The following is a 12,821-nucleotide window of genomic DNA, read 5'->3' on the forward strand; positions in this document are numbered from 1 at the left end:
AATTATGATGACTTCTCATCACAACCATCGGAGAGTTAAACTTTGGGAGTTGAATTACGCAGTTACGTCTATCTAGATCGCTTACAATCACAACACGCTGCCTATATTGGCGCAGTTGCAGTCGGATTTCTACCCCTCCCTGGAGATGCTTCTCTTTGGATTGAAATTTCTCCAGGAATTGAAATTAACCGCATTACTGATGTTGCTTTAAAATCTGCAGTTGTTCGTCCTGGGGTGCAATTTGTTGAACGTCTTTATGGTCTTCTCGAAATTCATGCGAGTAACCAGGGAGAAATTAGGGCGGCAGGTCAGGCTATTCTAGCAGCATTGGGGGTAAGAAGACAAGATTGTCTCAAACCTAAAGTTGTTTCTAGTCAAATTATTCGTAATATTGATGCTTATCAAGCGCAGTTAATTAATCGTAATCGACGGGGACAAATGTTGCTTCAGGGACAGACTTTGTATGTGTTAGAAGTTCAACCTGCTGCCTATGCAGCTTTAGCCGCAAATGAAGCAGAAAAAGCGGCTCTAATTAATATTTTACAGGTTTCAGCTATTGGGAGCTTTGGACGGCTATATTTAGGGGGAGAGGAACGGGATATTATTGCGGGTTCTCAGGCTATTTTAGCTGCTTTGGAAAGTACCCCAGGAAGAGAACATGGAGAAGAAAATCAGGAGTAAATCAATAAGTAATAAGTAATAAGCAATAAATAGGTTCTACCGAACTTGCAAGGCAAAATCAACAATTATATACAGTCTAAAGCCTGATACTATAACAACAAAGGCTGTCTGCACAGCCTAATGATCAGCCCGCCTTCGCAGGCTTTGTCTGTATAGCTTAACCCTTAAGGGTTTGAGTAGATAATTTTTAATAGTTTACATACTAGGTTCAGTAGATCCAATAAATATGAAACAGGAAAAAAATTCTTTTTTACAATTATTTGATGTTAGTTTAACTGAACCTTCAGGGAGAAATAAGTTATTAGATGGGATTTCTTTGACGATTAATTCTGGCGATCGCCTGGCCATTGTTGGCCCCTCTGGTTCAGGAAAAACAACTCTATTACGTCTCATTAACCGTTTACAAGATCCTAGCACTGGCTCAATTACATTTGAGTCTCAACCCCTGACAAATATTCCTGTGATTAAACTTCGTCAGCAAATTGTTTTAGTTCCTCAAGAACCTAAATTATTAGGGATGACAGTGCAAGAAACTTTGGCTTATCCTTTAAGTTTACAACAGATCCCTAAACCAGAAATTCAACAAAGAATTGAACAATGGCGATCGCAATTATCTATTCCTGATGCTTGGTTAGAACGAAATGAGTTACAACTCTCTTTAGGACAACGACAAATTGTTAGTATTGTTCGGGGTTTAGTGATGGAACCAAAATTATTATTATTAGATGAACCAACATCTGCATTAGATAATGACCGCGCTTACCAATTAATGGAACAATTAGTGATGTTAAGTGATCATACTACCATTACAATTATTATGGTTAATCATCAATTAAATATGGTAGAAAAGTTTACCGATAATATTTTAAGACTTAATCAAGGGAAACTGGTTCAATGATTTTCTTCGATAAGTTTTAATTTTCCTGATTGTAATCTACTAAAAATTTCTGTAATTCCCGTTAATTCTTCTTGGGTAATGGGTTGATAACAAAGCATCGCATCTAAAAAATATTTTTCCTCCGTTGCTGTTAGTTTTCCTTCTTGAAGAACTCGGTTAATTTGGGAGATCAGATAGGAATGAGAACTGGAATTTATTACATAGCACATTATCAAATTCCCGCCTTTATTTTTAATAATATTTTAATTAATCAATGAGGGATTTGACCTAGTTAATAGTGATAACTTGTTAAACAGGTTTAATCCTTGGGATTGTTTATAATTTCACTATAACAAGTTTAAGAAGTGATAAACTGTGATATTAATGAATATTTCATGTGATCGTGATCAATGGATTATTTTGCTTAAAATTTCCTGTCCCACTTCATCTGTTGATGCTTCACCCGCAATAGTTAAAAGTCGTTTTGTCCCTTGATAATAATCAAGAAGAGGTATTGTATACTGTTTAAAAATATTAATACGATGTTCAATAATTTCAGGTTGATCATCCATCAGAGATCGCCTTAATGATCTTTGTTTCATTACTGGTTCACTCACTTCTAAATAAATGGCATAATTTAATTTTTGTTCTAAAGTTTCTAATAAAAAATCTAATTCTTCTGCTTGAAATGCTGTGCGAGGATATCCCTCTAAAATCCAACCCTTATCTAGAGCATTTTTCTCTAAATGTTCTCTCATGAATTCAATCATTATTTCATTGGGCAATAATTCACCTTTCTCTACATAATCCTGCGCTTTTTTTCCTAATTGTGTTTGCTCACTAATAGCATTTCTTAAGATATTTCCTGTGGAAATCATGGGAATTTTAAAGTAATCACTTAACCATTTTGCCTGGGTTCCTTTTCCCGATCCTGGGCCGCCTAAAATCACTAATCGCATCACTTTAACCCTTATTTTTTCTGTAGTTTATTCACTAATTCTTCAAACGGTTGCCAATTATTTTCAGAAGTGATCGCTTCCCAAACCGATTCAATTATGGGTCTAAGTAAGGGCGTTTGGGTATTATATTGATGTAAACAGTGACTCACTTCATCCATTTTTTCTTGAGGAATTTTGCTTAAAACCTGATAGTATAATTGTCGCCAAGTTTCCCAGTCTGCGGAGGGAATTGTGCTATTTTCTAAAATAGTAGAACTGTCTTCACGCCATCCCCAATTAAATTGATCAGTTAAGGCCGCAAAAAATTCATGATAACCAATTTGACTGGTCTTTAAAACCTCAAGAGTCTTATCTAATAACTCATTCCCTTCCGCAATATTTAACCCTTCAATTCCTAATTTTTTTAACATAGATTCACGATAAGCTGCAGCATAATAATCATCAAACTGATTCAAGGCAGCTTCTAATTGACGAGGAGAAATGAGGGTCATTAAGGGTAACTGTAACATCTCTAAATTGACCCGACAAATTAGGGGTTGATTGCCATAACTATACCGTCCCCCATAATCAAAATAAGCTGAAGTAAATTGGGGATCATAAGTAGGAATAAAACCATAGGGGCCATAGTCAAAACTTTCCCCTGTAATCGACATATTATCGGTGTTTAAAACCCCATGACAAAACCCCGCAGCCATCCATTGTGCCACTAAGTTCGCTACCCTTTTGACTAATTCTTGATAAAATAGAACGTAGCGATCGCTTGAATCAGGCAGATTTTGATAATAAATATCAATGACAAAATCTAATAATTTTTTAATTAAATCTGGCCGTTTTAGATAATATAGACGTTCAAATGTACCAAAGCGAATATGAGAACGACTCATGCGAATCATAACAGAGGAACGGGTCGGAGAGGGTTCATCTCCTCGCCATAAAGATTCCCCAGTTTCCACTAAACTTAAACAACGGGAGGTAGTGACTCCTAATGCTTGTAAAGCTTCTGCTGCTAAGACTTCCCTGACACCCCCTTTGAGGGTTAATCTACCATCACCACCCCGTGAATAAGGGGTCTGTCCCGACCCTTTTGTGCCAAAATCATATAATGTCCCATCCACCCCTCTTACTTGTCCGTAAAGAAAGCCTCTACCATCTCCCAGAAAGGGGTTATACTCTCCAAACTGATAACCATGATAGCGCAGGGCAAGAAAGGGGCGTATTCCTTGAAATTTGCCAAATGCTTCGATAAAATGTCCATCTTCTACCAGATCAGGGTTTAATCCTAATTGGGGTAATAATTGATCGTTGCGAAACCGTAGAATATGTTGGGGAAACTCAGCAGCCGCGACTTGATCATAATAGTCGTCTCCTAAGTTTTCTAAGGCTGGTTCATAATCGAGATTGAGTAAGGGGTTATCTCGGTTTGGTGTCATATTACTAATTTAGGCCGTTTAAAAATGCAATTACTGAGAGATGTTTATTGATCAAATTGTACATTTATCTCGATTTTTATGGCTCATTCATAATTTATAATTTATATTTCAGAATTCAGGATAGCATCAGTTAAGTCCGCATTGGTTAAATTTGTATTGGTTAAATTCGCATCCCTGAGATTTGCTCCCATTAATTTTGCATTAACTAAACTTGCTCCTTGTAAATTTGCTTTTTGTAAATCGGCCGCAATTAATTTAGCACGATTGAGTTGACTATATTGTAAATTAGCACCGGATAAATTAGACCCAATCAGATTAATATCCTCTAAATTGAGATTTTCTAGGACAACATTGGCTAATTCTGCCTGTTGAAAGTTTCTCTCTCCTAAACGATACCGATGTAATAATTCTCCTGCTTCAGTGCCAATAATTTCTCTTTGTTTAGGGTTAGTATAAATAAAGCTAAAAGTATCTTTATTATCGATCAAATTTCTTAACTCTTGATAAAAGGGATAATTACCAATTCCACTGAGATTAACCCACCCCCGCGATCGCGTGATGGCAATAAATAATTGATTGCGTAAAAATAGATTATCTTCTTTTTGAGCGAGGTAATCTAATCCGACAATATAAATCATATCAGATTCTTGTCCTTTAGCTCTATAAATACGAGAAATTGTCACCGCACCCTCACACCAAAATTGATTACGATCTTCATGATTTTCTTCCGTTAAACAGTTACATTTTTTAGTCCCTGGAATAAAAATATCGATCCCTTGTCTGATCAAAAAAGTAGCAATAGTCTTTTGCAGTTTAACTGCGTCAAAATATTCTCCTAAAACTATCACTAAAATTTCTTTACTCGGTCTTAATCCATCCTGACGTAAATTGTGCTTAATTTGTTGTGCTAAGGCACTAATTTCTTGCTGTCGTGATAAATAAGTATTAAAGTTAATTAGTGAATCTTTCCATAAAGAAGATAAGGGATGAGGTGAATTTCCTTGAGGACGTTTTAGGGTGATTTTCTGTCCTTCAATCAAGTTACCTTCGATTTCATAGCCTAAACTTTTCCAGTCTTCTTGATTACTGATTCCTGTTAACATTCCTTGGGATCTTAACCATCCCATTCCAATGCCATGAGCAACAATAATAAGTTGATGAGGAGTCCGATAACAACGGGGCATAATTTCTGTTTTATTTATATCATTATTATATTTTCCTGTCACTAAATTGCCTAATTGTTCTCCAAAAATCTCACTTGTATTAGGCACTTTTAAACTCTCTAAGCTTTGTAATTCATCATAAGCCCAAATTAAGCGTCTTTGCTGAGGAGACATAGAATTAATGGACCGTAATGATTGATAAGCTAACCAATAAAAAGGCTGTTTGTCTTGATAAAGCCAATTATCAACCATTAAATCCTGTCCTTCATCAATTAAAATAGCATCAAATAACTGAGGAATTGCTTTCTGTTTTAAGAGATCTACACATACCTCACCTAATGCTTCATTCGGTGCTTGAAAAGTTGTTTGATTAACCCCTAATGGCATCACTCCTGTTACTTGACAAAGTAAGCGATAAAATCCTAATTGTTCCCTAGAACCCCAAGCATGAAATACCTGTAATTTTTGATTATTTTTATTGTAGGTTTTTTCTTGATGACTAAAATATCTAATCCATTGATCAATTTGTTGTATTATCTCTTGATACAGACTGCGAGAAAAGAAAATAAAAGCAATTCTCCATTGAGGATATTTGAGGTGCATAATTGCTGCTTTTTGACAGAGTAAAACCGTTTTACCCGATCCTGCTATTCCTCGAATTCGTTGACATCCTGGAGGAATTTGCTTGGCAATTTTTTCCTGTTTTAAATCAAATTTGTAAAGATACTTTTTTACTTCTTGTAATATTTTTCCTCGACTTTTCTCATGACTTAAGACTTTATGATTGGGTTGTGTAAAAACAGGGGTTCCTGACAAGATATTTAATAATAACTCCCATTGTTGATCTGTTAATACTTGTCCTGAAATAATGGGGGGTGTTTGTTGTATAATTTGTTCAAGAGATCGGAATAAAAATAAGTGATTTTTAAAGATAATTGGAGGACAACTCGGCAGTTGTTCGAATCCTTTTTCTTTCCAGTCTTCTTGTTGAATAAATGGTAAAGCAACCAGGACTTTTGCTGTTACTTTATGCTTTAAATCTGGTTCTTGATTTAGGTATTCTAATAAAGAAAATAATTGGTTTTCTCCCTGTTGATAAGGGTTGCCAAATTTTGTATAAAAATTCTGATATTCCCAGCGATGTCCTTGAATATTGACAATTTGATCTAGAGTAATAGATTTAACTTCAATAATAATTAATCCTAACTCAAAATCAGCAACTAAAATATCAGGTTCTTTGCGAAATTTTCCCGTTTGTGAAAAAATTGGATAACGCCAATAAGCTAAACATTTTCTCTGATAAAATGTAGATTGTATGGCTTCCCAAACCAATTTTTCTCCCCCTTCTCCCCTAGAATTAAAGGGTTCCGTTGTGATAAACATGAGACAATTTTGGCTATTAATGGTTAATTTTTCCTTAGTTATAACGAATACTAACGATTAAGCACAACTAGGCAGGGGCGAACGGATGTTCGTCCCTACCGTGAGGATGATCATAGTTTAACAAATGAAATATTTTAGTTGCTTATATATAATATTTACTTATAAAAAACTTAAGAGATTAACATTTTACAAATTAGTAAGACTGAGTAATCATAGGAAATAGAGAAACAGATTTATAACAACCCAAATTATAGGAGGTAGCAGCGTATGGTTGCACTCACAGTTCATTCTGAGGATTTTACAACCTCAAGTCGTTTAACAATCAAAAGTCAAGAAATTGCTGAAAAAACCACAGCTATTCGTTCATTAGACTGGGATAGAGATCGCTTTGATATTGAATTTGGATTAAGGAATGGAACAACTTATAACTCTTTCTTAATTCAAGGAGAAAAATTAGCATTAGTTGATACTTCTCATATAAAATTTGAATCTTTATATCTAGAAGAATTAAAGGAGTTAATTGATTTTTCTAGACTAGATTATCTGATTATTAGTCATACAGAACCCGATCACAGTGGGTTAGTCAAAAATATCCTAAACCTTGCGCCTCAAGTTACCATTGTTGGCTCAAAAGTTGCCATACAATTTCTAGAGAATATGGTACATCAACCTTTTAATTTCTTAATAGTTAAAAGCGGTGAAACCTTAAATTTAGGCAATGGGCATCAGTTAGAATTTGTTTCCGCTCCTAATTTACATTGGCCTGATACCATTTTTACCTACGATCATCAAACCAGTGTTCTTTACACTTGTGATGTCTTTGGAATGCACTACTGTAATGACTATCTTTATGACGAAGAATCAGACTTGCTAACAGAAGATTTCCAGTATTATTATGATTGTTTAATGGGGCCAAATGCTCGTTCTGTATTAGCAGCACTCAAACGCATTCAAAACTTAGAAATTAAGACCATTGCAACGGGTCATGGCCCCTTACTGAACTATAATATTCCTCAATGGATCAACTATTATCAACAATGGAGTCAAGCACAGGCGAAAAGCGATAACTTGGTTGTAATCTTCTATAGTGAAGATTATGGCTATAGTGAGCAAATTGGGCGGGATATTGCTCAAGGACTCCTAAAAACAGAGGTAACGGTTGATTTAGTTAATCTTAGTGAGACTGATCCCCATGAAGCGCGGGAATTCGTCCACGAAGCGAAGGGCTTAGTCATAGGAATGCCTTCTCAACACGATCCCATCGCACAAACTGCCCTGCAAACTATTTTAGCCTCAGTTCATGGCAAACAAGCGATCGCCTTATTCGAGTCTGGTGGGGGAGAAGATGAACCCATTTTCCCCCTACGCAATAAATTTCAAGAAATAGGCTTAACTGAAGCATTTTCCCCCATTTTAAGCAAAAATGCCCCCACAGCCACCACCCAGAAGCTGGCAGAGGAAGCAGGAACGGATTTCGGACAGTGGTTAACCCGTGATAAAACTATTAAACAGATGAAATCCCTTGATTCTGATTTAGATCGGGCATTAGGTCGCCTTAGTAGCGGATTATATTTAATTACCGTCCAAAAAGGCGAAGTTTCGGGGGCAATGTTCGCCTCTTGGGTGACACAAGCAAGTTTGCAACCCTTGGGAGTGGCGATCGCCGTTGCGAAAGATCGGGCCATTGAATCTTTATTGCAAGTCAATGATACTTTTGTTCTTAATGTCTTAGAAGAAGGGAACTATCAGGGGTTAATGAAGCATTTTCTCAAGCGGTTTGCCCCTGGTAGCGATCGCTTTACAGGGATTAAAACCTATCAATCTAGCAACGGTTCCCCCATTTTAGCTGATGCTTTGGCATATTTAGACTGTACCGTCACCAGTCGCCTCGAAGCTGGCGATCACTGGATTATTTATACCACAGTGCAAACGGGACGAGTTTCAAAAGTCGATGGAGTGACGGCTGTACATCATCGTAAGGTGGGAAACCATTATTAATCAGTGATCAGTGAACAGTTACCAGTTAAATAGTCCGAGATAATTAAGTAGTCAGATCATCAGTTATCAGTGAATAAAAATGTCTAAATTAGTTGACTCGTTGCCCTCTGAGAAAAATGGCTGGCTTAATGTTAACCCAGTGGTTAAAGCCTTGGAGTTAGTCCAAGATTTAATTGTGATTTCGTTGTGTATTGGGTTATTTGGCTTCATGGTGTTGCAAATTCGCTTAATGTTTTTGTCTTTGCTGCCTCCAGTCAATTTTAATGCGGTCACAGCCGATATTTTATCCCTATTAATTTGGGTTGAATTGTTCCGTCTGTTGATTATTTATCTACAAGAAAAGCGTATTTCTATCGGGGTTGCCGTTGAAGTAGCGATAGTTTCTGTCTTACGAGAAATCATTGTCAGAGGAATTTTAGAAACCCAAGGGACACAAGTTTTAGCCGTTTGTGCGTTTTTACTTTCTTTGAGTGTTTTAATGGTGATTCGTGTCTGGTTGCCTCCTACTTTTGAAAATATTGACCCAGAAGAAACAGTGTCTCAACGTCGCAAAACTCACTTTAAACAAACCGTTGGTCAATCCAACAATTCTTATGTCCATTCTTCCTCATCGATTGAATAAATTGGTTTAGCAATGTAGGATAAATGATGATTAAGGCTTGCAGTAATTATTGATTGATATGAAAGTTACGAGTATTAAGCAGCCTCAATCATCATGTCCTTTTAAATCAGCCAGACAAAAAATATTTGGATTAGGATATTATTTGATGGTTTGTGTTGAAGAAGGTATTATCTCTATTTATTAGGTTATCCTCTTTATTTTAGACTTATTATTTCCATCAATAATCAACCCGTTATTTTTTATGATACCGTTTATTTTTTGAGCTTTTCGGAGAAAAAAATGACCCTAAAAATATTCAATTTATTAACATCTAAAACCGCCCTTTACTTCTACTCATGTCTCACTTTATGGAATGAGAAACCACCCATAAAAGCGAGTATTTAAAATCTTTTATCCCTCACCACTCTAGCCAATTTTCAATCATAAATTATTACAGGAAAAAACCATGTCTACACCAACTTTAACCCCCATGACTACCCGTCCCCGTGACGTTCAAATTGCCCCATTAGGAACCCAGACAACGGTATTTCGTTCTCGAACCTGGGATCGCCTCAAATTTGAAGTAGAATATGCCTTAGAAAAGGGGACAACCGCCAATTCTTACTTAATTCAAGCTGATAAAACCGCTTTAATTGATCCCCCTGGTGAATCATTTACCAACCTTTTTCTGGAAGAATTAGCCAAACAGTTCGATCTAACCCAATTAGACTATGTAATTTTAGGTCATGTTAATCCCAACCGCATGGCCACCCTCAAGGTTTTAGTCGAAAAATGCCCTCAACTAAGCTTAATTTGCTCTAAATCAGCCGCAAACGCCATTAAAACTTCTTTTCCTCATTGGGAATCCAAAATCCGTGTGGTGAGGTCTGAGGATACCCTAGACTTAGGACAGGGACATCAGTTACAGTTTCTTTTAGTGCCTACTCCTCGCTGGCCGGATGGACTTTTTACCTATGACCCCAAAACCCGCATCCTCTATACTGATAAACTGTTTGGGGTTCATCTGTGCAGTGATAATTTATTTGATGAAGACTGGAAACAATTAGATAGCGATCGCCGTTACTATTTTGACTGTCTTCATGGGGGGCAAGGTAAACAATTAGAGGGCATTTTAGACAAAATAGAAGGATTTTCAGCTAAATATTACGCCCCTAATCATGGTGTCATCGTCCGCTATAGTCTCAGCCGTTTTACCTATGATTATCGCCAATGGTGTCAACAACAAAAACGCCAAACTCTCAAAGTGGCCTTATTGTATGCGTCTGCTTATGGCAATACCGCCATTTTAGCCAATGCGATCGCCCAAGGATTGATGGATAATGGGGTAGGGGTAGACTTATTGAACTGTGAAGTCGCTGATCCTGATGCGATCGCCCGTACCCTAGAAGACTGTGATGGGTTTATCATAGGATCGCCTACTTTGGGGGGTCATGCACCTGTACAGATCCAAACCGCTTTAGGAATAGTTTTAGCTAGTGCCTCTAAAACGAAGTTAGCTGGTGTATTTGGTTCCTATGGGTGGAGTGGGGAAGCAATTGACCTAATTTCCGCTAAATTACGCGATGCAAACTATCGTTTTGGCTTTAATGCCTTGCGTATCCGCTTTACGCCCGATCAAAAGTCCTTACAACAATCTCACCAAGCAGGGGCAGAATTCGCCCAAAACCTCAAGAAAAAGCAAAAACAGCGCATCCCCCTCCAAGGAATCACAGAAGCTAATATTGACCGCACAGAACAAGCTGTAGGACGCATTATCGGGTCTATTTGTGTTGTCACCGCACACCACAACGGCAGCGATCGCGCTTTTCTGACTTCTTGGGTGTCTCAAGCAAGTTTTAATCCTCCTGGGTTAATGATAGCTATTAATCAAAAACAATGGGAAAATTCTTGTTTAGAAATCGGGGAAACTTTTGTGTTAAATATTCTCAAAGAAGGCAGAAATATTCGACGGCATTTTACTGATCAAAATCAAGAAAATCCCTTGAGTCAAATTACAACCAAAAAAGCCAATAATAACTGTTTAATTCTAACAGAAGCCTTAGCTTATTTAGAATGTAGAGTACAACAACGAATTGAAGCAGGAGATCATTGGTTAATTTATGGAATTGTTAATCAAGGAGAAGTCTTAGAAACCGAAGGAGTAACCGCCATTCAACACCGTAAATCTGGCCGTCAATATTAATTAATGTGGTAGGGTGGGCATTGCCCACCTCACATTGATTGATAACCATCTAATTACAATTTTTCTTGTTTTTATTATTCTCAATTGGTTTTATAATGATCTTAATTTCCTTAATCATCAAAGCAGGAGCAACAGCGATGAAACCTTTAAATAAATCTATTGAAACCATTGATGAAGGCTGGTCAGTTCAAATTTATGATGGCAAACGTCGCTTAATTTGTTACCTTGAACCCTCCCATGGCTGGTTATTTTCAGGGGGTTGTTTAATGGGTTTTCTCTTGGCGATTATTCTCTTTAATCTTAATCATAATTCTGCCAAACATTTACCGAACGCAACCTCACCTAAATCCGTTGAACAAACTTTGCCCATTGATTAGTTAAACAATGACAAGTTTAAAAAATAAACCGTTACCCTTGCCTATTTTACCTTACCTTTCTTGTTAAACAACCCCTATAATTTCCCGATTTATGTTGCGTCTTGGTACTTCATAAGTCATAAAATCACGAGATAAAATAGTATGAGGAAAAATTGCCCTAGCTTCATTTAACAAATCGTCTAATTGTAGGTCATTTCCTGGGGCATAACGGGGACTAAAATGAGTCATAATTAATTGTTTTACCCCTGCCCCTAAGGCCACCTGTGCTGCCATAGTTGAGGTAGAATGAAGACGATCAAAAGCTAATTGAGCATCTTGATGAGCAAAAGTTGCCTCATGAATCAACACATCAGCATCCTGGGCCAAATCAATGGCACTCTCACAAAACACCGTATCCGTGCAGTAAACCACCTTACGGCCCGTTTCTGTCTCTCCGCATAACTCTTTCCCCCGAATACGACGGCCATCGGGTAATGTGACGGTTTCCCCCCGTTTTAGCTGCCCATATACAGGCCCTGGAGGAATACCCAAAGCGGTGGCCTTTTCTATATCAAAACGTCCTGGACGGTCTTTTTCCGTGATACGATAGCCAAAGGCTGGAATTCGATGTTTCAGTAACTCGCAACTAACTGTAAATTCCTCATCTTCGTAGAGAATACCAGGACTAACCCCATAAACCCGAACGCGGTTAGAAAATTTTACATGAGAATATCTAGCACAAGCTTTTAAATAATCTGCCAGATCGGGAGGGCCGTAAATCTCGATTGCTTGAGCATTTCCCGCCAAACCACAACTCGCTAACAGTCCCATTAACCCATAAATGTGATCTCCGTGCATATGGGTGACGAAAATTCGGGTAATTTGGGAGATTTTGACATCACTGCGTAATAATTGATGTTGGGTTCCTTCCCCGCAGTCAAATAGCCAAACTTCCGCCCTTTGGGGAAGACGTAGGGCTACACTAGATACATTACGCGATCGCGTTGGTACACCGGAACTGGTTCCTAAAAAGGTAATCTCCACGATAAATTACTGTTACTCACTTTGGGATCTATTTGCCTATTCTATCGTGATTTCTTGTTTCTTTTTTATCTTCAGCTTTTTGTTTTATTTTTTACTTAATTACGTTTGGAGTTTCATTCGATTGGA

The 12,821-nt window shown here is 37.4% G+C and carries 11 protein-coding genes and 1 pseudogene; 7 read left to right on the plus strand and 5 right to left on the minus strand.

Translation table 11 applies throughout. From position 1 onward, the window contains the following. The first annotated feature begins 42 nt into the window (after nt 1-42). Both VB715_RS15860 and VB715_RS15865 read left to right on the plus strand, forming a co-directional pair. Nucleotides 43-681, plus strand: a complete 639-nt coding sequence (locus VB715_RS15860; RefSeq protein ID WP_323302188.1) for a hypothetical protein — start codon at nt 43-45, stop codon at nt 679-681. A gap of 226 nt (nt 682-907) precedes the next feature. Further along, on the plus strand, nt 908-1,579 hold the full coding sequence (locus tag VB715_RS15865; RefSeq protein ID WP_323302189.1) for an ABC transporter ATP-binding protein: 672 nt from the start codon (nt 908-910) through the stop codon (nt 1,577-1,579). On the opposite strand, the gene VB715_RS15870 is transcribed toward VB715_RS15865, so the two are convergent. The 4 genes from VB715_RS15870 to VB715_RS15885 form a co-directional block, all read right to left on the minus strand. Beyond that, the gene (locus VB715_RS15870) at nt 1,573-1,788 is read right to left on the minus strand and encodes a hypothetical protein (protein WP_323302190.1); all 216 of its coding nucleotides are present in this window, start codon (nt 1,786-1,788) and stop codon (nt 1,573-1,575) included. The two genes, VB715_RS15865 and VB715_RS15870, sit on opposite strands and share 7 nt — an antisense overlap. Before the next feature lie 177 nt (nt 1,789-1,965). Beyond that, nucleotides 1,966-2,517 carry a nucleoside monophosphate kinase gene (locus VB715_RS15875; protein ID WP_323302191.1) on the minus strand — a complete coding sequence of 184 codons (552 nt, stop codon included), beginning with the start codon at nt 2,515-2,517 and terminating at the stop codon, nt 1,966-1,968. A gap of 11 nt (nt 2,518-2,528) precedes the next feature. Next, on the minus strand, nt 2,529-3,947 hold the full coding sequence (locus VB715_RS15880; RefSeq protein ID WP_323302192.1) for a protein adenylyltransferase SelO: 1,419 nt from the start codon (nt 3,945-3,947) through the stop codon (nt 2,529-2,531). A 101-nt stretch (nt 3,948-4,048) separates the two neighbouring features. Further along, nucleotides 4,049-6,493 carry a pentapeptide repeat-containing protein gene (locus VB715_RS15885; RefSeq protein WP_323302193.1) on the minus strand — a complete coding sequence of 815 codons (2,445 nt, stop codon included), beginning with the start codon at nt 6,491-6,493 and terminating at the stop codon, nt 4,049-4,051. 267 nt (nt 6,494-6,760) lie between these two features. Between VB715_RS15885 and VB715_RS15890 the strand changes: the two genes are divergently transcribed. The 5 genes and pseudogenes from VB715_RS15890 (at nt 6,761) to VB715_RS15910 (ending at nt 11,672) form a co-directional block, all read left to right on the plus strand. After that, nucleotides 6,761-8,491 (plus strand): diflavin flavoprotein, encoded by a 1,731-nt coding sequence (locus tag VB715_RS15890; protein WP_323302194.1) that lies wholly within the window; start codon nt 6,761-6,763, stop codon nt 8,489-8,491. Nucleotides 8,492-8,570: 79 nt separating this feature from the next. Then, nucleotides 8,571-9,113 carry a phosphate-starvation-inducible PsiE family protein gene (locus VB715_RS15895; protein ID WP_323302195.1) on the plus strand — a complete coding sequence of 181 codons (543 nt, stop codon included), beginning with the start codon at nt 8,571-8,573 and terminating at the stop codon, nt 9,111-9,113. Nucleotides 9,114-9,159: 46 nt separating this feature from the next. Next, nucleotides 9,160-9,276, plus strand: a pseudogene (locus VB715_RS15900) (restriction endonuclease); the annotation flags it as partial. Between the two features lie 282 nt (nt 9,277-9,558). After that, entirely contained in the window at nt 9,559-11,295 is a 1,737-nt protein-coding gene (locus VB715_RS15905; RefSeq protein ID WP_323302196.1) for a diflavin flavoprotein, read from the plus strand. Nucleotides 11,296-11,390: 95 nt separating this feature from the next. Then, nucleotides 11,391-11,672, plus strand: a complete 282-nt coding sequence (locus VB715_RS15910; RefSeq protein ID WP_323302197.1) for a hypothetical protein — start codon at nt 11,391-11,393, stop codon at nt 11,670-11,672. A gap of 63 nt (nt 11,673-11,735) precedes the next feature. Here VB715_RS15910 and VB715_RS15915 read toward each other — a convergent pair whose 3' ends face one another. After that, the gene (locus tag VB715_RS15915; RefSeq protein ID WP_323302198.1) at nt 11,736-12,695 is read right to left on the minus strand and encodes a ribonuclease Z; all 960 of its coding nucleotides are present in this window, start codon (nt 12,693-12,695) and stop codon (nt 11,736-11,738) included. Nucleotides 12,696-12,821: the final 126 nt, after the last annotated feature.

Origin of the sequence: Crocosphaera sp. UHCC 0190 (genome assembly GCF_034932065.1) — a bacterium.
Classification (GTDB): domain Bacteria; phylum Cyanobacteriota; class Cyanobacteriia; order Cyanobacteriales; family Microcystaceae; genus UHCC-0190.